Here is a 25,303-nt window from a genome sequence, read left to right as displayed (position 1 = left end):
GGAGTTAGAAAAGGCAGTGGATTTGATTAACAATCGACCGAGGAAATCGCTTGACTATCGAACCCCTTTTGAAGTATTCTATGGACATACATCAGACACTGTTGCACTTCAGATTTGAATTGGCGCATATAGGGTGAGCAACTGTAACAAAAATCCTACCCACCTCTACTCATTTCTTCTAAAATGAGGAGGAATTGAATCATTATATAGCGTGACTCAAAGAGATCGAGAGGTAAAAATGCTGTTAGGCTTCAAAACCGAATTGAAACTGAATAATCAGCAACGTACTATACTCGCCAAGCATTGTGGAGTAGCGCGTCATTCGTGGAACTGGGGATTGTGGTTGACCAAAAATATTTTAGATCACAACAAAGCCAACCCACAGGAAAAACTCACATTTCCCAGTGCTATTGACCTGCACAAACTTTTAGTAGCTATGGTGAAGTCAGAAAATCAGTGGTACTACGAGTGCTCTAAATCTACACCGCAGATTGCATTGATGGCATTGCGCGAAGCTTGGAAACGGTGTTTTAAAAAGACTGCTGGTGTACCAAAGTTTAAGAAAAAAGGGCGGCGAGATTCTTTCACTTTAGAAGGAACAGTCAAAATAAGCGGTAACAAAAAAATCCAAGTTCCTGTAATTGGCATTCTCAAAACTTACGAAAGACTCCCACAAGTATCAATCAAGTCTTGTACGATATCCCGTCAAGCCGACAGGTGGTTTATCAGTTTCAGATTTGATGTAGAACAGCAAGAGTTAAGCCACAGAGGTGTTGTAGGAGTTGACCTTGGCATTAAAGCACTAGCCACTCTGAGTACGGGTTCCGTAGTTTTGGGTGCAAAATCATACAGGAAATATCGCGATATACTGTCGAGAATGCAATGGCTAAATCGCCATAAAATTATCGGCTCGAGCAATTGGGAAAAAGCACAAGTCAAGATAGCTAGACTGCATAGAAAGATAGCTAACATCCGTAAAGATACGTTGCACAAACTAACGACATTACTTGCCAAAAACCACGGTGTAATTGTCATAGAGGATTTGAATGTATCTGGGATGATGGCTAATCATAAACTGGCTGCATCGGTTGCTGATATGGGTTTCTTTGAATTCCGACGCCAGCTCACCTACAAGTGCAAGTTGTACGGTTCAAAGTTGGTAATAGTTGACCGTTGGTTCCCAAGCTCAAAAACTTGTTCTAATTGTGGAACAAAAAAAGAAACACTCTCTCTTGGTGAGCGAATGTTTGAATGCAGCCATTGTGGTTTTAAGATTGACCGCGACTTAAATGCGGCAATCAATTTGTCAAAAACCGTCAGTTAGACGGGGATAGCCTGCGGACTGGTAAGTGCCGACACTGCCAGGGTGAAACAGGAATTAAACGAAACTCTTGTGTCCAACATTGTCAAATTTTGGGTAACTTTGGGTAGGATTTATGTAACGGTTAAAACCCCGCGTTGGTTTTCCTCTCAGCACTCTCTGTGACTGAGTTTCCCACAATCATGAGTGTTTTTTATGACTAACACATCCCAGGGGTCTTCTCGCACATCGATAGTTGCTATCAGCGTTTTGCCTCCGGCTCTCAACAAGATGATTCAGTCGGGTTACGTCAACGGCGACCAAGTGAAACAAGCTCAGCTTGAAAGCCGGAAGTCGGGTAAGCGGTTGACGGAGGTATTAGAAGCACTTACCGGGCAGCCGTTGCCTCCTGAATTGCTGCGGCTTTACAAGAAGCAGCAGATGTTTGAACGGAAGGTTGTCTACGGGGTTGAAGCGTATGACCCGGAGATGAGCGAAATGTCGAACGAGCAACTCGGAATTATGCTCGATGGGTTGAAAATTTCGATCGACATTTGTCACCAAGGTCGCTTTTTACCAGTAGCGAAGACTGAAACCGAGCCTCAGGCTGTTTTAGTGGCAATGGTAGATCCCGACAACCTCAACGCCATAGAAGATTTGCGGCGGATTTTACAGCCTCACGGATTGGCTTTGCAGCGACGGGTGATTACGCCAGACGACTACCAGGACATCACTTCGTCCTATCAAGACGACCAAGTTAAGGTAGCCGCCAAAATAGCAGAAGCCGAAAAGCAGAGAAAACTGGAGTTAGGCGAGGGAGATTTTGGCGAACTCTCATTAGAAGAGGAGAGTTCTGACCAAGAAGACTTAGCCAACACCATAGACGATGCTGAGGCGGCTCCGGTAATTAAGGCTGTCAACATCATTTTGGCTAAAGCTTTGTCGGAAAAGGTGTCTGACATCCACGTAGAACCTCAAGAAGAGTTTATGCGGATCCGGATGCGGAAAGATGGGGTGCTGCAAGAGTATTTCCGGTTTCCGAAACAGGTTGTGCAATCGATTACGGCTCGTTTCAAGATTATTGCCAACTTGGACATTGCCGAACGCCGACAAGCTCAAGATGGTCGTATTCGCCGGGTGTTTGAGGGACGCACGGTAGATTTCCGGGTGAATAGCTTGCCTTCCCGGTACGGCGAAAAAATCGTGCTGCGGATTTTGGACAGTTCCAGCACTCAGTTGGGTTTGGGTTTGTTGATCTCGGATCAAGAAACTCTGGCTTTGGTGCGAGAGACTGCTAGCCGTCCGTTCGGACTGATTTTGGTGACGGGGCCGACGGGTTCGGGTAAGTCAACTTCTCTGTACTCGATTCTGGCGGAACGCAACGATCCGGGGGTTAATATCAGTACGGCGGAAGACCCGATCGAATATGCTTTGCCGGGAATTACCCAATGTCAAGTAATTCGGGAAAAAGACTTGACTTTTTCCAACCTGCTGCGGGCGTTTTTGCGGCAAGACCCTGACGTGATTCTGGTGGGGGAAACGCGGGACAGAGAAACGGCGAAAACTGCTCTGGAAGCTGCTTTGACGGGACACTTAGTGCTGACCACACTCCACACTAACGACGCGGCAGGGGCGATCGCGCGTTTGGACGAAATGGGCGTAGAACCGTTCATGGTTTCAGCCGCTCTGTTGGGCGTGTTGGCCCAGCGTCTGATGCGGCGCGTTTGCGACAAATGCTGCATTCCTTACCAGCCTACTGCGGCCGAACTCGGTCGCTACGGTCTGTCGGCTTCTCAAGAAATCGATCTGACTGTTAACAAAGCCAACACCATACCGGTAGAGGAAAGAAAAGGACTCGCAGAACGCGATCAACTTTGTCGGAAGTGCAGCGGCCTAGGCTACAAAGGACGGGTAGGCGTTTACGAGTTCCTGAAAAATACTGAGCGGCTGCAAACTCTGATCACTCAAGGGGCTCCCACAGAGCAACTTAAGGAAGCAGCGGTAGAAGAAGGGATGAAAACCTTGTTGGCTTACAGCTTGCAGTTGGTGCGGGAAGGCGCGACTACCTTTGAAGAAGTCGAGCGGGTGACCTTTACTGACTCCGGGTTGGAGGCGGAACTGAAAGCCAAACGCAAGCAGGGACTTACCTGCAAAACTTGTCGGGCGGAATTGAAGCCGGAGATGCTGGATTGTCCGTACTGCTTGACGCCACGCTTTTTGGATTGATTCAGCAGTTAACTGTTGACTGTTGACTGTTGACTGTTGACTGTTGACTGTTAACTGTTAACTGTTAACTGAGCTAGATTGGTCAATAACTATCAACTAGATCGAGGAGAGGTATCTATGGGTCTGATGATTGAAGACGTATTGGAGTCCCTGGTAGAGCAAGGGGGTTCGGACATACACATCCAAGCAGGCGCGCCTATCTTCTTCCGCGTCCACGGAAAACTAACTCCTCAGTCCCAATACGGCGACATTTTGTCTGCTGAGGAAGTGCAGATCCTGATCTTCCAAATGCTCAACAATATGCAGCGCAAGCAGTTGGAAATGGAGTGGGAACTCGACTGCGCTTACGGGGTGAAGGGATTGGCTCGGTTCCGGGTGAATGTGTACCGGGAGCGGGGTGCTTGGGCTGCTTGTATGCGGGCTCTGGCTTCTAAGATTCCTAACGCAGATGCTTTAGGCGTGCCGCAGATTTTGCGGGATCTGACGGAAAGACCCAGGGGTATGCTGTTGGTGACGGGACAGACAGGTTCCGGGAAAACTACTACGATGGCGGCTTTGTTGGATCTGGTCAACCGGACGCGGGCTGAACACATTCTGACGGTTGAAGACCCGATCGAATATGTGTTTCCGAATGTCAAGAGTTTGTTTCACCAACGCCAAAAGGGCGAAGATACTAAGAGCTTTGCTAATGCGCTGAAAGCAGCCCTGCGCGAAGATCCGGACGTGATTCTGGTGGGGGAAATGCGGGACTTGGAAACGATCGGTCTGGCAATTTCGGCGGCAGAAACGGGTCACATGGTGATGGGAACGCTGCACACTAATTCGGCTGCTGCTACGATCGATCGGATTTTGGACGTGTTCCCGCCCATTCAACAACCCCAAGTTCGCGCCCAAGTGTCTAACTCTTTAGTCGGAATTTGCAGCCAAAATTTGGTTGTGAAAGTTGGGGGCGGCCGCTGCTGCGCTATGGAAATCATGGTGAATACTCCAGCTATGGCTAACTTGATCCGGGAGGGCAAAACTCCTATGATTTACTCCCAAATCCAAATGGGGGCAAAATTGGGCATGAGGACGATGGAAATGGCCCTCGCTGAACTTTACAAGGGCGGTAAAATCACTTGGGAATCGGCAATGGCCAAGGCTTCTAAGGCTGATGAACTCGAACGCTTGATCGGCCCGGCACCTGTTGGTACAGGCAAGGTAGGGGCTCATTAATTGAGTCAGTCAGTCCATTTTAGATTTTAGATTTTAGATTTTAGATTTAATTGCAGCGCAGTGAATCTGGGAGCTTGAATTACAATCTAAAATTTGGGGATCGACTCTCATAAGTGTTGGGACTTGTACCTGTTTTGGGGCTAAGCAATCAGTTATTGGTCAGCAGTCCGCAGAAATGACCAATCACTAATGACTAATGACTGATTGCCAATGACTAATGACTTTAAATAATTTTCCAGAGGCAATCTATGGCTACAAATGTTATTAATCCAAAACCAAAAACAGGCTTCGATCTCAGTAGGATTCAGGAGCAATTTGAGTATAACCTTAGCAGTCTTACTGTTAAGGATATGGCGATTTTTGCCCGTCAGTTTGCGGCTATGTTTAATGCCGGGGTGGCGATCGTGAGATGCCTTTCCGTGCTGCACGAACAGTGCTCTAATGCTAAGTTGAAACGAGCACTCAGGAGCATGAATGCTGACGTGCAAGAGGGGATAAACTTGGCAGAGGCGATGGCTAAGTTTCCTGATGTTTTTGACCAACTGTTTATCAGTATGGTGGCGGCGGGAGAGGTCGGCGGTGTGCTAGATGAAACCCTCGACCGTCTGGCGGTGATGATGGAAAAAAATCACAAGACGGAGGCTGAAATTAAATCTGCGATGTCTTATCCGAAGACTGTGTTTTTCATCGCGATTGTGATTTTTTTCGCAATGACGATTTTTTTGCTACCAACTTTCGCAAAAATCTTTAAGGATATTGGTGCAGACTTGCCTGCTTTTACGGTGTTTATGTTGGGCATTAGCGCTTTTTGTACGGCTTGGCCTCCGATCCAACAACTGACAGTTATTGGGGTAATTATAGCGCTAAAATTTGCCTTCGATATGTACTACAAAACTCCAGTAGGTCACCTCCAAATCGATAGAATTGCGATGAAGTTGCCAATTTTTGGAGATTTGATTGAAAAATCTGCGGTGGCGAGGTTTTGCGTCATTTTTGGCTCGCTGACGCGATCGGGTGTGCCGATTCTGAACTCTTTGGAAATTGTGCGAGATGTGGCGGGAAATCAGGCGATCTCAAATGCGATCGAATATGCAAGGCAGGAAATTCAAAGCGGTGGCATGATCAGTATTGCTTTGCAAGAACAAGCTGTTTTTCCCTCCTTGGCAATTCAAATGATGGCAATTGGCGAGGAGACTGGGGAACTTGACAAAATGTTGATGAAAGTTGGCGCTTTCTACGAAACGGAAGTCGAAGAAGCAGTCAAGGGACTTACCAGTATGCTGGAACCTCTGATGATTGTTGTGGTCGGTGGTATCGTAGGTTCGATTTTGCTGTCGATGTATCTGCCGATGTTCTCAGTGTTTGAGAAGCTGTAAAACAGTTGACAGTTGACAGTTGACAGTTGACAGTTCTCAGCAAACAGGTTGACAGTTGACTGTAGGGGCGGTGCCCCCGTGCCCGCCCTCCTAGTTGAGAATTGAGAGTTGAGAGTTGAGAGTTGTTAGTTGTTATTTAAGAGTTGTCATTGGCTTTGTTTGAGTTGTTAATACTGTTCAGTCAGTGATATGGTCTTGGCTAATCTTTGAAGAACCAATGACCAATTGTTGCGAACTAATGAATAACCAATTGCAAATTACTAATTACAAATTGCCAATGACAATTGACTAATGACCAATGCCCTGTTTGCCCTATGCCCTATGACCCATGCCCCATGCCCCATGACCAATGACCAATGACCAATGACCAATGACTAATGACTAATGACTAATTAATTAATTGATTTAAAATGTCTGTAAAACAATCACATTACGAGGCTTTACTAGCACAGTACAGCGAATTTTCGGCAGCGATCGCCCTGCTGAAAAAATATCGGCTGTACATGGAGATGATTCCGAGTATCCGCCGCGCTAACGAAAGCTTAATTACCATTCCATTGCCCATTGCGCGCTTGCGGGAGGGGGTTTCCTATGCTGGAAGCGGAGGCACTTGCATATCGCCGGGACAGGCAGTTTGTTTGCCCTGCGATTTGGCGATTTTGATGTGCGATCCAGAGTGGAAAGTTAAAATTGGGGTGGAAATTTTGGTTTTCATTCACCGCCCTGGTGAAGATTTTTCTGATTTGTTGGGCCGCTGGCGGCAGTGTCAGGTTTGGTTGGATAAAGGTTACGAGTGGCTGATGCCGTACCGCTACAGACATATTTTTAGCGATGAGGCTGAGGCTGTTCATCCGCTATTTGTTTTGTTTGAGGAAACTAGCGATCGCATTCAGCGCGGTTTGATGGCGGCGGGGTTGCCGTTTGTTGTTGAAAGTTTTGACTCGGGGATTGAGGAATTACAGGATGAAGAGTTTCTCGGTAGCCCAGAATTGGGGAGTATGGGTGAGGAGAGTTATGAGTTGTAGGCGGTGGTGCGATCGATAATTAAGTTGACAATTGTAGGGGTAGTGCCCCCGTGCCTGCCCTCTTAGTTGTCTGTGACAGCCATCTGTACTGGGAAGTCCGGGGATTGCAGTAATTAATAGTCTGATTTTAATTTCTTCCGATCGCGCTTGGGGCTTTAAGCCAATTCTTTTTTGTAATGATAAAGGGTAATTGGTAATCAGTGTGTTATATTTTGTTGATTAAATTTTATGTAAGATAAGAATTAAGAGGTTAACCACAGAGGACGCAGAGAACGCAGAGGGGAGAGAATGAGGAAATTAGAATTTTCTTGATAGGAATATAATTTTATTAAATAGGAGCTATTGAAATGAGGTTGTTAAAATCCTGGCGTTTAGTTTTATTAGCTCTAGTTTTTGGGATGGCTGTAATTGTCTCAAATTGTGGCACTCCTGCAAATATTACTAATAATTCTCCAACTGCGACAACTCCTGCGGCTGTTCCACCAGGGGCTTTAGTCTACGGTGCGGGCGGGCCGCCGGTGAATCTGGAACCGGGAAATGTTACTGATGGTAATTCGGTGATTGCGATCGACCAAATCTACAATCGTTTAACTGATTTTAAACCCGGAACTGTAGAATTGGAACCGAGTCTGGCAACTGAATGGTCGAGTTCGACAGATGGCAAAACTTGGACTTTTAAGTTGCGATCCGGGGTGAAGTTTCACGACGGGACGGATTTTGACGCGGATGCTGTTAAGTTTAATGTCGATCGCTGGTGGGATGCCAAAAATCCTAACGGGTATCGAGATTCTGGCAAAAATTATCAGATTTGGAAAAACTTTTTTGCTGGATTTAAGGGCGATAAAGATTCTTTGGTCAAGGATGTGACCGTTGTTGATAAGTCTACGATTAGGTTCGTGTTAAATCGACCTTTTGCGGCCTTTGCTTCGGCGATTGGGTCTGGTTATTTTGGGATTGCGAGTCCGGCGGCGGTGAAGAAAGCGGGTGCTAAATACGGTACTCCGGGGTCGCTGGCGGTGGGTACGGGGCCTTTTGTGTTTAAGGAATGGATCTCGGGCGATCGCATTATCTTAGAAAAAAATCCGAATTATTGGAAAGCTGGAACGCCGAAAGTCAATCAGTTGGTACTTCGTTTTGTGGACGATCCGGCGGCGAGATTGGCTCAATTGAGGGCTGGTCAACTTGATTTTACTGTTGATTTAACGCCGGATCAATTGAAAGAAGTTCAGGGAGATCCTAATTTAGAAGCTGTTTTGCGCCCTTCTTTTAATGTGGGTTATTTAGCGTTAAATCCGGGTTACGGGCCTTTGGCGAAATCAGAGGTGCGGCGGGCGATCGCCCAAACAATCAACAAGCAAGCCATCGTCAAGGCTTTCTGGGGAGAACTAGGCAAATATGATTCACAATTTATCCCGCCTGCGCTGAATTGGGCGGCGTCTGACAAAGTTAAAGATTACGAATTTAACCCGCAGCAAGCTAAAGCAATGCTGGCGAAGGCCGGTTATCCGAACGGTTTTGATTTGGATTTGTGGTATATGCCGGTCAGCCGTCCCTATTTTCCCACGCCGAAGCCGATCGCTGAGGCTTTTGCTGCGGATTTAAGTGCGATCGGGATTCGGGTAAAGTTGCTGACAAAGGATTGGTCTGCTTATTTGGCCGATCGGCTAAAACCTCCAGGCTTTCAATCTTTTATGATGGGTTGGACTGGAGATTATGGCGATCCTGACAATTTTTATTATCCTCACTTCGGCCCTGGTTCGACGGCGGATTTGGGAAATTGGAAAAATCCGAAGGTTTTGGAACTTTTAGATAAGGGGAGGGCGACTGGGGATAAAGCAGCCCGGGCGAAAATTTATGCGGAAGTTAGCGAGATTTTGCATGGGGAGGCGGTGCGTTTGCCGATCGTCCATTCGCAACCGCTTTTAGGGAAGCGCAAGAATATTAAAGGTTGGATTCCGAGTCCTTTAGGTTCGGAGTCTTTTGAGGAAGTTAGTAAGTCTTAAAAAAGTGATTTTCGTGCTGAATGTACTGCCGATCGCTCTGGTGAATCTCAATGAGTGCAAATATATTCGTAGGGGCGAAGCATTTCGGCAGTAAATCTCTGGTTATTACTAATAAATTGTGTGCCGAAATGCTTCGCCCTTTCCTTGCGCCAGATGCACCCGATCGCTCTACTATAGAAATTGCCGATCGAGAGTGATACACTGATGGAAGTACAACCAAGGGAAATTCGACGTTACACTACAGCAGAGGGTCGAGCACCATTCACCGAGTGGCTTGATGCTCTCCGCGATCGGAATGTTAGAGTTAGAATCAAGGCTAGGCTTGACCGAGTTGAGCAAGGTAATCTCGGAGATTTTAAGTCAGTGGGACAAGGAGTTTTTGAACTCAAAATTAATTATGGCCCAGGCTACCGCGTCTACTTTGGACAATTTGATTTGACAATTGTGGTAATCCTCATAGCTGGGGACAAAAGTACCCAACAACAAGACATTCAAAAAGCTATAGAATACTGGATAGACTATGAAAAACGTGAAAACGCCTGCGAGTGATAGCTACCGCGATTACCTAATTGAATCTCTCAAAGAGCCGGAAGAAGCTGCTGGTTATATTGAGGCTATCTTGGAAGAAAAAGAACCTGAACGGGAACTGTTTAGAAATGCAATTAGAAAGGTGATTGAGGCTCGAATTAGGATGAATGCTCTTTCTGCTTCTGCGAAACAGCATCATGAAAAGCTTGACAAAATGTTGACAGCAAGTGGAGGTTCGGAAATTTACTGTTTTGTAGAATTGCTCGAAGCGTTAGGATTTAAACTAGCAATTACTGTCGAAAATAGTGAGTTGCCCGCTGACTCGGAATCAACGAAGATTGGGGAATCAGAACGAGCCCCGGAACCAGCTAATTTATAGCCGATCGCAGCTTTTTATTGCGAGCGTCCATTCGCAGCCGCTTTGAGGGGAACGCAAGAATATTCAAGGTTGGATTCCAAGTCCTTTAGGTTCGGAGTCTTTGGAGGAAGTTAGCAAAAATTGAGCAGTTCGATCGAGACACATCTCCTCGGTTCTCATACATACTTTACAGTGATTTACTTTAAAAAACAATATGGAAAGCGATCGACAACCTGCGAATCATCAGCCACAAATTATTTTGATTACCGGGAACATGGCTGCTGGAAAATCAAGTGTTGCCCAATCACTTGCTGAACGGTTGCCCAAAAGTGTCCACCTTCGCGGCGATATTTTTCGTCGTATGATTGTGAATGGACAAGCCCAAATGGCATTAAATTTGTCACCAGAGGCATATCAGCAGCTTCAACTGCGATATCATTTGGCAGCAATGGTAGCGCGACAATATCTCCAAGCTGGTTTCACCGTTGTCTATCAAGATATCATTATTGGTCTGACGCTGGCTGAGGTAGTTGCCAGTTTCCACGATGTACTTTTGTCTATAATTGTTTTGTGTCCTAAGCCAGAGGTTGTAGCAGCAAGGGATGCAGCACGATTGAAAACTGGATATGCCAACGACGCAATGGTTTATGCCTTCGATCGCATTCTCCGAACCGAAACTCCTCGCCTTGGCTACTGGCTGGATTCAAGCAATCTAACGGTAGAAGAAACGGTGGATCTGATTTTGGCAAATTTGCAAGATGAATGAGTTAAATAATGCATAGAGGTAATAAGTCCAGGATTGTCAAATAAACTGATGTTCCAATATATTGTTAAACGTTTGCTGGGAATATTGCCCGTTCTTTTGGGAATTACAGTGCTGGTATTTGCGTTTTTGCATTTGATACCGGGAGATCCGGCGACTGTGCTTTTGGGAGAACGCGGAACTCCCGAACAGGTGGAAATATTGCGGGCGAGATTGGGATTGAATCAGCCTTTACCTTTGCAATATTTGGCTTTTTTAAGTAGTTTGATTCGATTCGATTTGGGAAATAGTATTATTAGCGGTATTCCGATTGTTGATGAAATTAGAAGTCGCTGGCCTGCTACTTTGGAACTGTCGGTGGCGGCGATGTTGGTGGCACTTACAATCGGAATTCCGGCGGGAATTTTGGCTGCTGTTCGGAAAAATAGCTGGCTGGATAATCTGACGGTGAGCGGTTCTTTGATTGGCGTATCTTTACCAGTCTATTGGTTGGGATTGATGTTGATTTATTTGTTTGCTGTTTATCTGAAATGGCTGCCTCCTAGCGGGCGAATTAGTGTTGATTTGGGGTTTGGTTTTCAGCCAATTACGGGTATTTATGTTTTGGATGCTTTGCTGAGGTGGGATTTGGTGGCTGTTCGAGATGCGATCGCCCACCTCGTACTCCCAGCCTTAACTTTAGGAACAATCCCCTTGGCGATTATCGCTCGAATTACTCGTGCTGCAATGCTGGAAGTGCTGGCGCAAGATTACATCCGCACGGCGCGGGCTAAGGGATTGCCGGAATTTTGGGTGGTTTTGAGACACGCTTTGAAAAATGCGTTTTTGCCGATCGTCACAACTATAGGTTTGCAGTTCGGCACGCTTTTGGGCGGGGCAATTTTGACTGAAACAATTTTCTCGTGGCCGGGAATTGGTTCCTGGGTTTACAGCGGTATCCTGACGCGGGATTACCCAATTGTGCAAGGAGGAGTAATATTTGTGGCTGTGACTTTTGTACTGATCAATCTGGCGGTTGATATTTCCTATGCTTTTTTTGACCCGAGAATTCAGTACCGTTAATTAGAATAGATCGGATTCGGCGATTGAAATCGCATCTACACAAACAAAGTCCGCCTGCGCGGACTGAAAGAGTCAGGTATAGATTATTAAACAGAAAATGCTTGTTTAACATCCGGCTGTAACAGGTAGTAAATGCTAGCTGCTGCAAAACCCAGAGATAGAAAATTGACTGCTGCACCTGCACTACCCAACATTTTGGCAATTTGCGCGACGACGGCGATGACATGGATAATTAATGTTCCAGTCCAAGCCCATTTTTTTAGTTGAAGCAAACCCCATGCTAAGACTAGGGAAATAATTCCGATAATTATCGCGATCGCCGAAAAAATTGCAATGAAGCCGCCGATGACAGTGCCAACTTTTGCACCGAATCCAACCGCGCCGAGACCGCCTAAAACGCCTGCAAAAAGTAAGATGAACAAGCCGTCAAGCAGACTGAAGATGCCACTAATTAACTGTAAGATTGCCAGAACTGTAACGCTTTGAGGACGATTCATCAGAAAAATGGGTTGGAAATCCCGTCCTTTTAGGACGGCTTTACAATTTAATTCGCAATACGCCACGAGTTGTAGGACAAAAATTTACATTCACTTGGCGATGCTTTTTGAGTTAGACGCTTACCAGTTTTTAAATCGTGTAAGCTAATTGTTTTCCGGTACGGGTATTTCTTTGTTGGGGATTCTTGCCAACCGCCAACGTAACAAAATCCGTATTTAGGGTGTTTGACGACTGAACCGCGCTTAAAAAGAACACTCAAGGTTCCGCCATATCGGGTGCGAATATGACCTGTGGAATGTTGCAAGCGATGAAGCTGTCTGCGATGAAATTCAAGGGGGACAATCTCAATTAGCTTAGTGTTGTCGGGTTGAATATGTCCTCCCACGTACCAATTAGCTAATACCCAAGAATCAACACAATGTGCTTCAAACTTGTTTGAAAGTTTCTGTTTGGATTTTTTGAGTCCTAAATTTTGACGCATTTTGTAAGTATCATTTCCCGCTCTAGTCTCAAGATGGGCAATCTTTCTAATCTCAGAATAAAACCAGTGTTTGCCTACTTCAAGAGGACTAAACGATAGGTTCCACTTGCCTACGTTTTTCCAGGTCTTCGCTTTGATATCTTCCACAACAATTGTCGATATTGGAAACATCAACGTTAGCCAGTTAACTATCCTTAACTTCCACTGCCATCTCGCCTTAGTAGATGGGGGTATACGATTTTTGTTGACCAACCTGTTAGCTCGGTTTTGACGGCACGGCGTGTTGCGAAACCGCCTCGCACTTCGCATATTTCGCCTTACTTCAACATGGTCTTTTACCCAATCGATTGCATGGGTTTGAATGTTTAAGTAGGTATGCGATTTGGATTTAACTGTAAATCCTTCACGCTTGCTGCCGGGATCGATTCCTACCGCAATGGGCTGGCGATCAGTGTTAGAGGGTTCTACGTTTAGTCGAACACAAAAGACCCCTTTCTTCCAAAATGGTGTCGCCTTACCTGAGCGCATCCAACGCTTTGCGCGACTTGGAGTCGTTGGCATTAACGGTCTATTTTCGCTATCCACAACGGGCACAAACATTGACGGTAAATCCTATTTCTAGGTGTATATTTCCCTTCGCCACTGACTACCAGAGGGGTTAAAAACTAGGGAAGCATTCTTAACGTCTTGCGGGACACCACTCCCAAGCAGTTCAGTCTGTCTTTTAAGGACGCAGGCTAGACACGGTTTTAGTCTTGAGTTTAGAAGGTGGTAAGCCTTCCTTTTTCAAGCCTCATCCTTGTAGGGTGAGGTTAGTGACGTTTGGGCTTTTCCATTTTTAACGGATTTGGAAAATATTTTAACCTGTTGCGCGCACAGGGCACATAGATATTCACGACTTGGACAGGGTACGATCGACAAACGGGTTTATGATAGTCAGCGTCTTCATGCTGTGTCGTTACGAGGCGCGCACTGTGCGATCGCCCTACAAGACAACCCACGACTTACTGGAAGCCGATCGCCCACGCGGCAGAGCCCGCCCCCGCAGAAAGTCAGTTGAGCGCGATCGAAGTTTGAGCTCGCCTCTTGAGACTGAAAAAACTTAACATTATTTAATAAGTTGCAAAGATTAGCTATAATTGTTTACAGGTGCTGGTTGGGGAACTTTTTTTAAATCACCCGATCGGATGAGTCTGAAAGACGATGCCGCGCATCAGAAAAAATTTTACCCTTAAGGTAATCCTGAGATTTAATTAGGTGAGTCGGTATGATCGTTAGCCCCAAAAAGGAAACTGCTCAGGTCAAGGTGGAAGATACTCAGATTGCAGACACCAAGGCCCCAGAGACTAAAATTGCAGATAAAAAAACCGCCCAAAAGCAATCCCCGAAAAAAGCCGCGCGGAAGATGCCGCGGTGGGCGATCGGTTTGGTTGCAGCCGGGTTGCTAGCTGTACCGACTACCATATATATATCAAAAAGTCGATCGCAGCCGAAAGTAGATGCGATCGCAGCGATGACAGTGCCGGTGGAAGCGCAAAACCTGACGGTGCGGATTACGTCGAGCGGGACGGTACAACCCGTACAGCGCGTGAATCTCAGCCCCAAAGGCTCCGGCCGGATCGCAGAGTTATTTGTCGAACAGGGCGATCGCGTCGAAGCAGGACAAATCGTGGCCCGCATGGAAAGCCGCGATGTGGAAGCTCAACTCGCTCAAGCCAAGGCCCGCGAAGCCAGCATTCGAGCGAAACTTGCCAAAATTGAAGCCGGAAATCGATCGGAAGACATCGCCAGCGCCCGAGCGCGCTTAGAGCAAGCCCAGGCTACTCTGGCGCAACTCCAAGCCGGCAGCCGCGTCGAAGAAGTTGCAGGAGCCAGAGCCCGCTTAGAGCAAACTCAAGCCCGCTTGCAGCAACTCAAAGCCGGCAGTCGCGTGGAAGAAGTCAGCCAAGGGCGAGCTCGTTTAGCCCAAGCTCAAGCTCGTTTAGCAGACGCTCAAACTGGCAGTGTCAAACAAGAAATTGCCCAAGCACAAACGCAAATTGAATCGAGTAAAGCTCAAGCCGAATTAACAGCTCAGCGGGTGGAACGCAACCGCCCGTTAGTCCAAGAAGGTGCTCTTGCTCAAGATAAACTCGATGAACTGATCAAGGAAAATCGCACTGCCAAAGCTAAGGTAACAGAAGCCCAAAAACGCCTCCAACAATTACAAGAAAGTCGGGAGTCGCAAATCCAGCAACTGCAAGCTGCTGTGGAAGTCGAACAGCAAGCATTGAAGCAGTTGCAAAACGGCACGCGATCGGAAGAAATTACCAAAGCCGAGGCAGAAGTTGCTGAAACTAGAAGTAAATTAGCACAAACAGAAAACGGCAACCGTCCAGAAGAAATCGCCAAAGCCGAAGCAGCAGTTGCTGAAGCAAAAAGCCAATTAGCCGTACAAGAAAACGGTGCTCGCCCGGAAGAAATAGCTTCGGCTAAAGCTGATTTAGCTGAAGCTCAGGCTCAAGTCCGCTTCCAAGAAGTGCAGTTAGAAGATACAAAAGTTCGCGCTCCTTTTGCAGGAGTTATTACCCAACGGTATGCCATCCAAGGAGCTTTTGTAACCCCAGCAACTTCGGCTTCGGAAGCGACTTCGGCAACTTCAACATCGATTGTGGCTCTCGCTAGAGATGTGGAAGTTTTAGCGAAAGTTCCCGAGGCTGATATCAGTCAAATAAAACCGGGTCAAGTTGTTGAAATTGTCGCCGATGCTTATCCCGATAAAGTGTTTAAAGGCAAGGTTAAATTGATTGCGCCCGAAGCTGTGAAAGAACGGGATGTGACTTTGTTTCAAGTCCGCGTCGCCATTGACACTGGTAAGGATTTCTTGCAGTCGGGGATGAATGTTGACTTGAAATTTGTCGGTCAAAAATTGAGCAATGCTTTGGTTGTTCCGACTGTGGCGATTGTAACTAATAAAGGGCAAACGGGTGTGCTGGTTCCCGATGAGAAACAGCAGCCGAAGTTTAAGCCGGTGACGGTTGGATCGACTATTGGTAACAAGATTCAGATTTTAGAGGGTGCTAAGGCGGGCGATCGGGTGTTTACTGAACTTCCTGCTGGTAAAAAGTTGGAGGATATTATTAAGAATCAGAAGTAGGGCATTGGGAATAGGGCATCGGGTATCGGCCAAACAGGGCATTATTTTTGTCGATCGCCCTAGGGTGTTTTTCAACCCGGAGATCCCCCCTAACCCCCCTTAACAAGGGGGGGACAAGAGCAGTCAAAGTCCCTCTTAACAAGGGGGGGACAAGAGCAGTCAAAGTCCCCTTATTAAGTGGGTAAGGGGGGGGACAAGAAGCGCTCAAAGTCCCCCTTCTTAAGGGGGATTTAGGGGTATCTAGACTCGATTACAAGCGATATTTATTATGGGTTTAAATCTTAAGTTTACCCATTCCCCATTCCCCATTCCCCATTCCCCATTCCCCATTCCCCATTCCCCAATCTAAAATCCAAAATCTACAATCTAAAATAGACTCATGGATATTATTGAAAGCGTCAAAATGGCCGTCACAACTTTGACGGCAAATAAGTTACGCAGCAGCTTGACGATGTTAGGAATTATCATCGGTAATGCTTCCGTAATTTCGATGATTGGTATTGGCGAAGGAGCTCAAACCTATATTGCGGGACAGGTTAACTCTCTGGGTTCAAATTTGCTGTTTATCATTCCCGGAAGTCCTGATGCCCAAAGTCGCCCCGTGATTCCTCCTCAAACTTTGGTTTTGGATGATGCAGAGGCGATCGCCTCTCAAGTCCCTTCTGTCGAAGCAGTCGCACCAACTCTCAATGACAGTCAAATCGTTACTTTCCGCAATAAAAACGTTTCATCTTCGATTGTCGGAACTACTCCTGAGTTTCTGCCGGTGAGAAGCTTTGATGTTGGTCAAGGTCGTTTTTTAAACAAGCTAGATTTAGAAAGACAAGAAAATGTAGTTGCTTTAGGTTCAGAAGCTGCTGAACAATTGTTTGGCAATACTCAGCCTGTCGGTCAATATGTTCGCATCAAAAACGCAACTTTTCAAGTGATTGGAGTGATGCAGTCTAAGGGTTCGAGTTTTGGTGACAATCAAGATATGAATGTTTATTTGCCGCTAACAACGATGGCTAACCGCATTGTCGGTCGCTCGTCTCCCTACGGTACTAAGGTAACATTTATTTCGGTTTCTGTGAAAGATGAGAAGTTAATGAGTGCGGCGCAATTTCAAATAGAAAATTTGCTGCGCTTGCGCCACAATATTACTAAGGAAGATGATTTTACTGTCCGAAATCAGAAGGATTTAATGAAGACTTTGGGCAGCATTACTGGTGCTTTGACTCTGATGTTGGCTTTTGTGGCGGCAATTTCGCTGTTTGTGGGCGGCATCGGAATTATGAATATCATGCTGGTTTCTGTTACCGAACGTACTAAGGAAATTGGACTGCGAAAGGCGATCGGTGCTTCTCCTCAGGATATTCTGATTCAGTTTATGATTGAGGCTGTGATTTTGTCGGCTGCTGGTGGCGCGATCGGTACTGGATTTGGTATTGGTGGCGTTTTGTTAGTGTCTGCTTTTACTCCTCTGCAAGCTAGTGTGTCTCCAGTGGCGATCGCCCTTGCGGTTGGTGTTTCTGGCGGTATCGGCTTATTCTTCGGCGTTGTACCGGCAAAACAAGCTGCTAAATTAGACCCGATTGTCGCATTGAGAAGTGCTTAATCAGTTGACAGTTGACAGTTGACAGTTGACAGTTGGCTGTTGACAGTTTGTAGGGGCGGCGCCCCCGTGCCCGCCCTCTTAATTTGCAGTGGTGATAATTCCCAATGCCCAATTCCCAATGCCCAATTCCCAATTCCCCTATTATGAATTTTATTGAAAGTGTTAAAATGGCCGGTCAAACACTGCTAGCAAACAAAACTCGCAGCAGCTTGACAATGATTGGGATGATTGTCGGAAATGCCTCGGTAATTGCGATGATTGGCATTGGAGAAGGCGCGCAAAAATTTGTAGCAGGACAAGTTCAATCTCTGGGTACAAATGTATTGATTGTGAGACCTGGAGTGCCTAATGCTAGCCGAAGTTCGATTAGAAATGCACCCCAAACGCTGATAGTAGAAGATGGTAAGGCGATCGCAACTCAAGTCCCGTCGGTGCAAGGCGTCTCTGCGGAACTCAACAGTTCGGAGATTGTGCGCTACAGCAATAAAAATGTCTCGTCTCTGATTTTTGGCACAATTCCAGAATTTCTGACTGTCAGAAACTTTGAAATGGCTAAAGGGCGATTTTTGACCGAACTCGATGTCAAACAAAACAATCAAGTTGTGATTCTCGGTTCAGAATTGGCCCAGAAACTGTTTGCTAATACCAATCCCCTCGGCGAACAAGTGCGAATCAAAAATGTCAGCATGAAAGTAATTGGAGTATTTGCGTCCAAAGGGACATCTTTTGGTACGAATTATGATAACTCGGCGGTTGTGCCGATCGCCACAATGGCCAACCGCATTGTCGGGCGCAAGTCTCCCTACGGTTTAGCTGTCACTTCGCTGTTTATTTCGATTCAAGATGAGTCGAAAATGGATGCCGCTCAATTTCAGGTGGAAAACTTGCTGAGATTGCGGCACAAGATTACCACAGAAGATGACTTTACTGTCAGAAATCAGAAAGATTTAATGGCGACAATGGGATCGATTTCCGGGGCCCTGACTCTGATGTTAACTGCTGTTGCTAGCATTTCGCTGTTGGTCGGCGGCATTGGGATTATGAACATCATGCTAGTTTCCGTCAGCGAACGCACTCAGGAAATTGGGCTCAGAAAGGCGATCGGGGCTTCCCAACACGATATCTTGTTTCAATTCATTATCGAAGCTGTAATTTTATCTGCCGCCGGAGGGATCGTTGGGACTTGCGTAGGAGTCGGAGGCATCTTGCTTGTAGGTAATTTTACTCCTCTGCAAGCTGGAATTTCACCCGTGGCGATCGCCCTTGCCGTCAGCGTCTCCGGTGGCGTCGGTCTCTTCTTCGGCGTGATCCCGGCGCGTCAGGCGGCCAAACTCGATCCGATCGCAGCTTTGAGAAGTGCTTAATAAATATTTACTTACGTAACTATACAATTTGTTGCTTTTATGATTTCACAAACATCTTTATCTAAACTTTAAAAACTATACTCATTTTGTAAAGAATTAACAAAAAGATAGTTTTAATGCAGTTTTAATGCTTGTGTTATTACCTAGTTCAATTGTGCAAAACTTCATAAAGAACCAGTTATATTTTAAAGATTTAATAAAGTTCCGTTAGGGTGTTTACAGTCGAGCCATAAAGTTGATTAAGCTTAAACCAACAACAAACAGACCCAAGCATCTACCGACAATACAAATTCAGCAAGTTTAATCTTAATATCCAATAAATAATCATGGCATCCCTAACCCCAAGTGTTAAATTTGACTACCTCGAAGGAACCACCCAAAGCGACACACTTAAAGGCTTGGATGGCAACGACATACTTTACGCCAACAGCGGAGACGACCTTCTCGCAGGCGATGCAGGGAAAGACAAAATCTGCGGCGATCAAGGGAACGACACCATTTTCGGCGGCGCAGACAATGACATGATTTGGGGAGGCAAAGGCAACGACCTAATTTTTGGCGAATCCGGCAACGACACCATTTACGGCGGCGCAGGCAGCGATAGCATGACCGGCGGCGAAGGCGACGATATATTTGCCATCAGTAAAGGCAGCGGCGGTTCAACTGTAGCCACAGCCGACTTTATCGCCGATTTCGGCAACGGAAATGACAAAATTCGATTGCTAGACGGCCTGACTTTTAACGATTTAAATATCCAGCAAGGGACGGGCAGCAACAGCAACAGCGCCGTAATTCAAGACAAACTCACGGGCGAGTATTTAGCAGTATTGCAAGGAGTCAACAGCAGCAGCATCAGCAGCAGCAACTTCACAACCTTTATATCGGGAAACGCCGTCACAGACTGGAACGGCGCCTTACTCGACGCCGTGCGGACAGCCAGCACCGCGCCTCCTTTGGCCTCCCGCAACATGGCAATGGTTCAGGCAGCCGTTTACGACTCTGTTAACTCAATCACCAAAAAATATACCCCTTACAAAGTCAGCATCGATGCACCAGCGGGCGCGTCACCAGAAGCCGCCACCGCAGCCTCCGCCCACCGCGTTTTACTCAGTCTCTATCCAGCCCAAGCAGTCAAATTCAATGAAACATACGCATCGTCTCTAGCCAAAATCCCCGACGGTAAAGCTAAAAACGACGGTATCGCCCTGGGACAACAGGTTGCCGATCGAATTATCGCTTTGCGGAGTACAGATGGCGCCAGCAAAGTCGTGCCGTACACGGCCAAAACAGACCTCGGCAGTTGGGTGTCCACTCCCCCCGCCCTAGCTGCGGCCCTGGCGCCACAGTGGCCGGATGTGACTCCGTTTGCGATGACTAGCGGTTCTCAGTTCCGCCCGTCGGGCCCGCCCGCCCTGGATAGCACCAAGTACGCAGCGGAATTTAACGAAGTCAAAGAAATCGGCAAAAGTGACAGCTTAACGCGCACGCCAGATCAAACTGCGATCGCCAAATTCTGGGCCAACGGCGCCGGTACTTTTACACCTCCGGGCCACTGGAACCAAATCGCCCAAGAAGCAGCAGCCCTAGCGGGTAACTCTTTGGAAGATAACGCCCGCTTGTTCGCACTGTTGAATATGGCGGTGGCCGATGCAGCGATTACCTCGTGGGATGCCAAGTATCAGTACAATTTGTGGCGGCCTGTGACAGCTATCCGCCAAGCTGACAAAGATAACAACCCAAATACGACGATTGATGCTGCGTGGGCTCCGCTGATAAATACTCCGCCTTTCCCCGAGTACACGTCGGGCCACAGTACCTTTAGCGGTGCGGCAGAGCCTGTTATGAATGCTGTATTCGGTTCGGATTACGGCTTTGCGGATAAGGGAGATAAAACTGTCAACAGTTTGCGAACTTATGACAACTTTGCCCAAGCTGCTGACGAATCGGGCATGAGTCGCATTTACGGAGGCATCCATTTCATGACTGCTAACGTAGATGGTTTGAGTTCTGGTAGAAAGGTGGGCAACTATGTTGTCGAGAATTTCTTGAAAGCGTAAGAAATTAGCAGTCCTCTCTGAAGGTTTGTAGTAAGAAATTAGCAGTCCTCTCTGAAGGTTTGTAGTGAGGACTTCAGTCCTCTCTGAAGGTTTGTAGTGAGGACTTCAGTCCTCTCTGAAGGTTTGTAGTAAGGACTTCAGTCCTCTCTTAAGTTTTTAGTAAGGACTTCAGTCCTCTCTTAAGTTTTTAGTCAATAAGGACTAAAGTCCTTACTACAAACCAGTTTATTCGAGCAATTCTACGGTGCCGAGATAGCCATCAACTCGGACTTTTTGACCGTCTCGCAGCCGAGTTGTCGCTTCAGCAATATTCATGACTGCGGGAATTTTGTACTCGCGGGCGATAATTGCTCCGTGAGATAGTTGGCCGCCAACTTCGGCGATAATTGCTGTTGCGCCTAATAGCAGCGGTGCCCAACCTGCATCAGTGTATGGCACAACGGCGATCGCACTTTCGCCTAAATCTGTGTTCGCGGTGCGGCAAATTTTGACAAAGCCTTCGACGCAGCCGATACTTGCCGGAATTCCCTGCATGATATTAGTTGCGGATTCTGCAAGTTCGATCGACCTTTTCTGAGAATTCGGCAGCAGATTGCCGTAGACTACAGGGGGAATCGGGCGATCGCGATCGGCTAACAGGCGATCGCGCCTCAGTGCAATCGTCTCCTGAAAAGAAACACTCGCACCGCTTCGAATCCACTGCTGAATCTCCCCAAATTCCAGATAAAAAATATCTCCTGGTTCCTGAAACACCTGCATTTCCAATCCGCAAGCTTCAATTGCCAAAAAAGTCCAGCGCAAATCAGCCAACAACCGCGCGTAGATTTCGCTAATTTCATTTTTGACGATCGCTCTTTCCCGACACTTATCTAGCCGCCACTTCTGCCAAAAAGTCAAGCTTAATTTGCCCTTTTCTGCTGAATTAGTTACAGCAGATTTAAGAGCCATATTCACTAACAGTTTTTGATAAACTTCCGGTTGTTCGCGCCAAGTAGCAACAGCAATATCCGTCCCCACCTCGCTCAAATATCCGTAACTATCCAGCCACTGCGAAAACTCTGCTTGCAAACCCGAACTTTCGGCAAATACCCGTGTTAATTGTGCAGTTGAAATAGTTTCCTCAGATTCCGAAATTGCAGCTTCTCGCAACTTGTCAGCCAACTGCTGCAAAGCTCGTACCGAAGCAATTTCAGGAGCATTTTCATTGTCAAGCCATTCATCGGGAACCCGAAAAATTGCTTTGCGAATTGCCAGCCCGATCGGCCCTATAATATTGTAGTAAGTAATCGGCTTCAGCCACTCCTGAATTTGCTCAGATTTATCCAACAACTTCCTTAAATCTTGGTAATTGGGCATGGGTAATTGGGCATGGGGCATGGGGCATTGGGCATGGGGAATTGGGAATTGGGCATTGGGCATTGGGAATTGGGCATTGGGAATTAATATTCCTTCTTCATTCTTCCCTCTTCCTTCTTCCCTCTTCCTTCTTCCTTCTTCCTTCTCTGACTTCTCCAGACTTTCGATTGCTGGTAAAAAAATAGAAGTACGATCGCCCTTAAATTCTGCATTCAGCGCCCGTTCCCGCCGCACCAGACGCCACAAACCCGGCAAAGAAGGCAAAATCTTCCCCAAAGGCGGCTTACCCATCTTCTGCCCTCTGAGCAAAAATTCCAAACCCTGCTCCGGCAATCCCATCATCCGAAAGATTTCGCCCAACAAAGTCGCATTGAAATAAGCGTGAGAACCCAGCAAAGTCGCCGTTTCGTTGAAATTTAGATGAGCAGCTTTCTCGCCCAAAACCACCCGAAAAATCTCTCCCCAAACCCCGCAAGTGAGCGGCCGATTAATCGACCAAGTTAGCGGGCGAATTGCACCAGGAATCACTTCAGCGGCAATAGTGCGAGTCCAAAACGGCTGCAAATTAGTAATCGGACGGCTTTGCAAAATCCAAACTTTTTCCCCGTCCCAACTCCACTCAATATCCTGCGGGATGCCGTGAAAAAAAGCTTCGATAGCTTGTGCTTGTTTGACTAATTCAGCTATAATTTTTTTGTCAATAATTGAACTAATTTCAATTTCGCTTAAATTTTGTTCTAAAGTTTCCGACCCAGTAAAATCAACTTCCAGATGCACCGGAGTAACTTGTCCGCCGACAACAGATTCAGCACCTCCCGGCAAAGCTTCAATAATTATCTGGTAACCTCCATCTAAAGGATTGCGGCTGAACATAACTCCCGCAACTTTGCCCTCAATATAAGGCTGAATTAAAACAGCCATTTGCGTATCGGGGAGTTGTCGTTCTCTGCGGTAAGCAACAGCTTCAGAAGTCCAATAAGACTGGCGGCAGCGGTTAATTGCATCAATTAATTCTGCTTCAGTGGAAACAGGCCCTATTGTTTGATATTGTCCGGCGGCGGAACTAAAATCGCCGTCTTCTCCCGCAGCAGAAGAGCGTACAATCATCCGATTTTGGATTTTGGATTTTAGATTTTCGATTAAAGCATCAGAAATTGACAATTCTTCAGCATTTCCTCCATCCCCGATGCCCGATGCCCGATGCCCAATGCCCGATTCATTCAACAATATCCAACCCGAAGGTACGTTAAAATTAGCTCGTTTTAGTTGAGACAATCTGGCAGCTTTATCGCCGCAGATTGCAGCATCCAACGAGTCATCCAGAGAAAACAATTTTTCCGATTTAGATAAAGCCATATCATCACCCTGACTGAGATTAATTGCAGCTAATAAAACTCCCAATCCTGCTGCTGCTAAAAATTCCGGCAAAGATTGACGCCACACCCAAACCCAGATGGGCGTGCACAAACAGCCGCAGCGGGAAGCAAAGAGTCTCGCCCGATCGCCCTTTTGCCACCACCGCCGTGCCAAACCCCACACCAGCAGCCCCCAAATACCCGATGAGAGAGCCACCGGCGGCGAAAATACCAAAAGACCCCAAACAGCGTTAGTCACGCCTCCACCTCGGGCGATCGCATATCTGGCCGCAACCAGAGGAATTAACAGGGCGATCGCAGGTGAATCAGGAAACCAAAATCTCCCCGCCAAAACCGGCAGAATACCCCTGGCAATTTCCGCCAACACCGCAGCAATTCCCGCCAACTTCCCCCCGTGAATAAAAGCAGCCGACACCCCCACATTCCCCGTGCCCAACCGCCTCAAATCTTTACCGCCCAGCAGCCGCACCGCCCAGCGAGTAAGTGGCAAAGCGCCGAGGGCGAAACTAGCGGCTAACAGAAGTGCGATCGACAACAGCGGCATAAAGGGGATTTCTAATTTCAATCTCTAAGTATTATGGCTGCAATTCACTCAAATTTTCAGTCTTCGGATATATTGCACGATCGCCAATAGCACATAAAATACTAGAGAAGTACAGTAAATAAGGATTTGAACCAAATGGTAGAGAACAACCTAATGATTCCGATCGCAGTTCTTGGTGTTGGATTTGTCGCTGCGGTTAGTATCGGCTCCATTGCGTGGTATAATTCCAAGCGCCCCCCGGGTTGGGAATCCAAAGAACGGCCTGATTTTGTTCCAAAAGTTGATAAAGATGATTTGATTGCAGATGTTTCTGAGTCCAAAGGTAAATAATAAAAAGTTTATTGAGACGAAGAAAAACTGAGATAGGACTTGTGAATTAATGAGAAAACTTTGTCGTTGCACCCAGAACGCTGCAATTTTAAGGGCTGGGTTTTCCATTTTTTGCACAAGTCCTGTAGGGAGCATCCCACTTTTTAACTAAGCAGAAGTACCGAGTTTGATCTGGTTATTTAAATATGCACATCTCAGTCTTAAAATTTGAGGCACATTTTTTTCGTTCCACTGTGCACCTACAATCTTAATTCTTGCTCCAATCTGTTTTATTAAAGACTCTACAGCTCCCGAACCAATGTCAATGCCCTGAATAAAGATAATTTTGGTAATCTGGGATTCTTGATTGATGTTTTAGCAGATATTTCTGGAACTTTTCACTCCCTTTACTCGTAACTCCTACAAATTCGGCTATAGCTTCTAATGTTGACCCTTCCCACAGTTTGTGAAAGCGCTCTCCTCAGTCATTTGAGCGAACCTCCTACTTTATGTAAATTTTCTATTCCCCTGATACCAATCTAGTACCTCTCTTCTTTGTTCTCTAGTCCCAATTTGATTAAATAGATTCCACACTCCATCATGACCAGGGCTATTTCGTTCTGGACAGTAGGCAGGGTTTAGGTTTAGAGTGTAGAAGTCGGATTCACTCTAACTTATTATTTATGAGTACGCTAGCAATTGTAGAAGCATTTTCCCAATTACCAGACC

21 protein-coding genes and 2 pseudogenes are annotated in these 25,303 nt (G+C 46.5%); 18 read left to right on the top strand and 5 right to left on the bottom strand.

The features are described from left to right. From QZ918_RS28265 to QZ918_RS28210, 12 genes and pseudogenes are all read left to right on the top strand, one after another. Window positions 1–118: pseudogene (locus QZ918_RS28265) on the top strand (IS30 family transposase); the annotation flags it as partial. A 93-nt stretch (window positions 119–211) separates the two neighbouring features. Then, a complete protein-coding gene (locus tag QZ918_RS28260) occupies window positions 212–1,324 on the top strand; it encodes an RNA-guided endonuclease InsQ/TnpB family protein (RefSeq protein ID WP_293341193.1) in 1,113 nt (370 codons plus the stop codon). 192 nt (window positions 1,325–1,516) lie between these two features. Continuing rightward, window positions 1,517–3,526: a GspE/PulE family protein gene (locus QZ918_RS28255; protein ID WP_293341190.1), complete on the top strand. Its 2,010-nt coding sequence runs from the start codon at window positions 1,517–1,519 to the stop codon at window positions 3,524–3,526. 117 nt (window positions 3,527–3,643) lie between these two features. After that, the gene (locus QZ918_RS28250) at window positions 3,644–4,741 is read left to right on the top strand and encodes a type IV pilus twitching motility protein PilT (protein WP_293146732.1); all 1,098 of its coding nucleotides are present in this window, start codon (window positions 3,644–3,646) and stop codon (window positions 4,739–4,741) included. 248 nt (window positions 4,742–4,989) lie between these two features. Then, on the top strand, window positions 4,990–6,117 hold the full coding sequence (locus QZ918_RS28245) for a type II secretion system F family protein (protein ID WP_293341187.1): 1,128 nt from the start codon (window positions 4,990–4,992) through the stop codon (window positions 6,115–6,117). Between the two features lie 410 nt (window positions 6,118–6,527). Beyond that, window positions 6,528–7,142: a hypothetical protein gene (locus QZ918_RS28240; protein ID WP_293341184.1), complete on the top strand. Its 615-nt coding sequence runs from the start codon at window positions 6,528–6,530 to the stop codon at window positions 7,140–7,142. Between the two features lie 347 nt (window positions 7,143–7,489). Further along, window positions 7,490–9,145: an ABC transporter substrate-binding protein gene (locus QZ918_RS28235; protein ID WP_293341181.1), complete on the top strand. Its 1,656-nt coding sequence runs from the start codon at window positions 7,490–7,492 to the stop codon at window positions 9,143–9,145. A gap of 50 nt (window positions 9,146–9,195) precedes the next feature. After that, window positions 9,196–9,342 carry a hypothetical protein gene (locus tag QZ918_RS28230; RefSeq protein ID WP_293341178.1) on the top strand — a complete coding sequence of 49 codons (147 nt, stop codon included), beginning with the start codon at window positions 9,196–9,198 and terminating at the stop codon, window positions 9,340–9,342. A 7-nt stretch (window positions 9,343–9,349) separates the two neighbouring features. After that, window positions 9,350–9,694 carry a type II toxin-antitoxin system RelE/ParE family toxin gene (locus QZ918_RS28225; protein ID WP_293341175.1) on the top strand — a complete coding sequence of 115 codons (345 nt, stop codon included), beginning with the start codon at window positions 9,350–9,352 and terminating at the stop codon, window positions 9,692–9,694. Beyond that, window positions 9,666–10,052, top strand: a complete 387-nt coding sequence (locus tag QZ918_RS28220; RefSeq protein ID WP_293341173.1) for a helix-turn-helix domain-containing transcriptional regulator — start codon at window positions 9,666–9,668, stop codon at window positions 10,050–10,052. The genes QZ918_RS28225 and QZ918_RS28220 overlap by 29 nt, the downstream gene beginning before the upstream one ends. A 193-nt stretch (window positions 10,053–10,245) precedes the next feature. Beyond that, the gene (locus tag QZ918_RS28215) at window positions 10,246–10,797 is read left to right on the top strand and encodes an AAA family ATPase (RefSeq protein WP_293341170.1); all 552 of its coding nucleotides are present in this window, start codon (window positions 10,246–10,248) and stop codon (window positions 10,795–10,797) included. Between the two features lie 48 nt (window positions 10,798–10,845). Beyond that, window positions 10,846–11,856: an ABC transporter permease gene (locus QZ918_RS28210; RefSeq protein ID WP_293341167.1), complete on the top strand. Its 1,011-nt coding sequence runs from the start codon at window positions 10,846–10,848 to the stop codon at window positions 11,854–11,856. 86 nt (window positions 11,857–11,942) lie between these two features. Here the strand turns inward: QZ918_RS28210 and QZ918_RS28205 are convergent, their stop codons facing one another. Then, window positions 11,943–12,353, bottom strand: a complete 411-nt coding sequence (locus QZ918_RS28205; RefSeq protein WP_293146744.1) for a hypothetical protein — start codon at window positions 12,351–12,353, stop codon at window positions 11,943–11,945. 47 nt (window positions 12,354–12,400) lie between these two features. Continuing rightward, window positions 12,401–13,435: an RRXRR domain-containing protein gene (locus tag QZ918_RS28200; RefSeq protein ID WP_293341164.1), complete on the bottom strand. Its 1,035-nt coding sequence runs from the start codon at window positions 13,433–13,435 to the stop codon at window positions 12,401–12,403. A gap of 329 nt (window positions 13,436–13,764) precedes the next feature. Between QZ918_RS28200 and QZ918_RS28195 the strand changes: the two genes are divergently transcribed. From QZ918_RS28195 to QZ918_RS28185, 3 genes are all read left to right on the top strand, one after another. Beyond that, window positions 13,765–13,941: a hypothetical protein gene (locus tag QZ918_RS28195; RefSeq protein ID WP_293341161.1), complete on the top strand. Its 177-nt coding sequence runs from the start codon at window positions 13,765–13,767 to the stop codon at window positions 13,939–13,941. A 161-nt stretch (window positions 13,942–14,102) separates the two neighbouring features. Beyond that, on the top strand, window positions 14,103–15,971 hold the full coding sequence (locus QZ918_RS28190; protein ID WP_293341158.1) for an efflux RND transporter periplasmic adaptor subunit: 1,869 nt from the start codon (window positions 14,103–14,105) through the stop codon (window positions 15,969–15,971). Window positions 15,972–16,350: 379 nt separating this feature from the next. Further along, window positions 16,351–17,568, top strand: a complete 1,218-nt coding sequence (locus QZ918_RS28185; RefSeq protein ID WP_293341155.1) for an ABC transporter permease — start codon at window positions 16,351–16,353, stop codon at window positions 17,566–17,568. Here QZ918_RS28185 and QZ918_RS28180 read toward each other — a convergent pair. Beyond that, window positions 17,565–17,687: a hypothetical protein gene (locus QZ918_RS28180; RefSeq protein ID WP_293341153.1), complete on the bottom strand. Its 123-nt coding sequence runs from the start codon at window positions 17,685–17,687 to the stop codon at window positions 17,565–17,567. The genes QZ918_RS28185 and QZ918_RS28180 overlap by 4 nt on opposite strands. 24 nt (window positions 17,688–17,711) lie before the next feature. On the opposite strand from QZ918_RS28180, the gene QZ918_RS28175 reads away from it, so the two are divergent. Both QZ918_RS28175 and QZ918_RS28170 read left to right on the top strand, forming a co-directional pair. Continuing rightward, window positions 17,712–18,932, top strand: a complete 1,221-nt coding sequence (locus QZ918_RS28175; RefSeq protein ID WP_293341150.1) for an ABC transporter permease — start codon at window positions 17,712–17,714, stop codon at window positions 18,930–18,932. A gap of 326 nt (window positions 18,933–19,258) precedes the next feature. Then, entirely contained in the window at window positions 19,259–20,989 is a 1,731-nt protein-coding gene (locus QZ918_RS28170; protein ID WP_293341147.1) for a phosphatase PAP2 family protein, read from the top strand. Window positions 20,990–21,214: 225 nt separating this feature from the next. Here QZ918_RS28170 and QZ918_RS28165 read toward each other — a convergent pair whose 3' ends face one another. After that, a complete protein-coding gene (locus tag QZ918_RS28165) occupies window positions 21,215–24,265 on the bottom strand; it encodes a glycerol-3-phosphate acyltransferase (RefSeq protein WP_527250458.1) in 3,051 nt (1,016 codons plus the stop codon). A gap of 135 nt (window positions 24,266–24,400) precedes the next feature. Between QZ918_RS28165 and psb35 the strand changes: the two genes are divergently transcribed. Beyond that, window positions 24,401–24,595, top strand: coding sequence for a photosystem II assembly protein Psb35 (gene psb35 / locus QZ918_RS28160; RefSeq protein WP_293146752.1), 195 nt, complete (start codon window positions 24,401–24,403; stop codon window positions 24,593–24,595). A 147-nt stretch (window positions 24,596–24,742) separates the two neighbouring features. Here the strand turns inward: psb35 and QZ918_RS33335 are convergent. Then, window positions 24,743–24,968 (bottom strand): annotated as a pseudogene (locus QZ918_RS33335) (ISKra4-like element ISMae18 family transposase); the annotation flags it as partial. Window positions 24,969–25,303 lie beyond the last annotated feature (335 nt).

Origin of the sequence: Microcoleus sp. CAWBG58 (genome assembly GCF_020883045.1) — a bacterium.
Classification (GTDB): Bacteria; Cyanobacteriota; Cyanobacteriia; order Cyanobacteriales; family Microcoleaceae; genus Microcoleus.
This window is presented reverse-complemented; position numbering and strand designations above follow the sequence as displayed.

What these genes read in the sequence shown, in the direction of transcription:
- QZ918_RS28235 (WP_293341181.1), top strand. Translation starts at nt 7,490, where the DNA reads ATGAGGTTGTTAAAATCCTGGCGTTTAGTTTTATTAGCTCTAGTTTTT.
- QZ918_RS28230 (WP_293341178.1), top strand. Translation starts at nt 9,196, where the DNA reads ATGAGTGCAAATATATTCGTAGGGGCGAAGCATTTCGGCAGTAAATCT.
- QZ918_RS28245 (WP_293341187.1), top strand. Translation starts at nt 4,990, where the DNA reads ATGGCTACAAATGTTATTAATCCAAAACCAAAAACAGGCTTCGATCTC.
- QZ918_RS28165 (WP_527250458.1), bottom strand. Translation starts at nt 24,265, where the DNA reads ATGCCGCTGTTGTCGATCGCACTTCTGTTAGCCGCTAGTTTCGCCCTC.
- QZ918_RS28170 (WP_293341147.1), top strand. Translation starts at nt 19,259, where the DNA reads ATGGCATCCCTAACCCCAAGTGTTAAATTTGACTACCTCGAAGGAACC.
- QZ918_RS28185 (WP_293341155.1), top strand. Translation starts at nt 16,351, where the DNA reads ATGGATATTATTGAAAGCGTCAAAATGGCCGTCACAACTTTGACGGCA.
- psb35 (WP_293146752.1), top strand. Translation starts at nt 24,401, where the DNA reads ATGGTAGAGAACAACCTAATGATTCCGATCGCAGTTCTTGGTGTTGGA.
- QZ918_RS28255 (WP_293341190.1), top strand. Translation starts at nt 1,517, where the DNA reads ATGACTAACACATCCCAGGGGTCTTCTCGCACATCGATAGTTGCTATC.
- QZ918_RS28225 (WP_293341175.1), top strand. Translation starts at nt 9,350, where the DNA reads ATGGAAGTACAACCAAGGGAAATTCGACGTTACACTACAGCAGAGGGT.
- QZ918_RS28190 (WP_293341158.1), top strand. Translation starts at nt 14,103, where the DNA reads ATGATCGTTAGCCCCAAAAAGGAAACTGCTCAGGTCAAGGTGGAAGAT.
- QZ918_RS28215 (WP_293341170.1), top strand. Translation starts at nt 10,246, where the DNA reads ATGGAAAGCGATCGACAACCTGCGAATCATCAGCCACAAATTATTTTG.
- QZ918_RS28175 (WP_293341150.1), top strand. Translation starts at nt 17,712, where the DNA reads ATGAATTTTATTGAAAGTGTTAAAATGGCCGGTCAAACACTGCTAGCA.
- QZ918_RS28240 (WP_293341184.1), top strand. Translation starts at nt 6,528, where the DNA reads ATGTCTGTAAAACAATCACATTACGAGGCTTTACTAGCACAGTACAGC.
- QZ918_RS28205 (WP_293146744.1), bottom strand. Translation starts at nt 12,353, where the DNA reads ATGAATCGTCCTCAAAGCGTTACAGTTCTGGCAATCTTACAGTTAATT.
- QZ918_RS28210 (WP_293341167.1), top strand. Translation starts at nt 10,846, where the DNA reads ATGTTCCAATATATTGTTAAACGTTTGCTGGGAATATTGCCCGTTCTT.
- QZ918_RS28220 (WP_293341173.1), top strand. Translation starts at nt 9,666, where the DNA reads ATGAAAAACGTGAAAACGCCTGCGAGTGATAGCTACCGCGATTACCTA.
- QZ918_RS28195 (WP_293341161.1), top strand. Translation starts at nt 13,765, where the DNA reads ATGATAGTCAGCGTCTTCATGCTGTGTCGTTACGAGGCGCGCACTGTG.
- QZ918_RS28250 (WP_293146732.1), top strand. Translation starts at nt 3,644, where the DNA reads ATGGGTCTGATGATTGAAGACGTATTGGAGTCCCTGGTAGAGCAAGGG.
- QZ918_RS28200 (WP_293341164.1), bottom strand. Translation starts at nt 13,435, where the DNA reads ATGTTTGTGCCCGTTGTGGATAGCGAAAATAGACCGTTAATGCCAACG.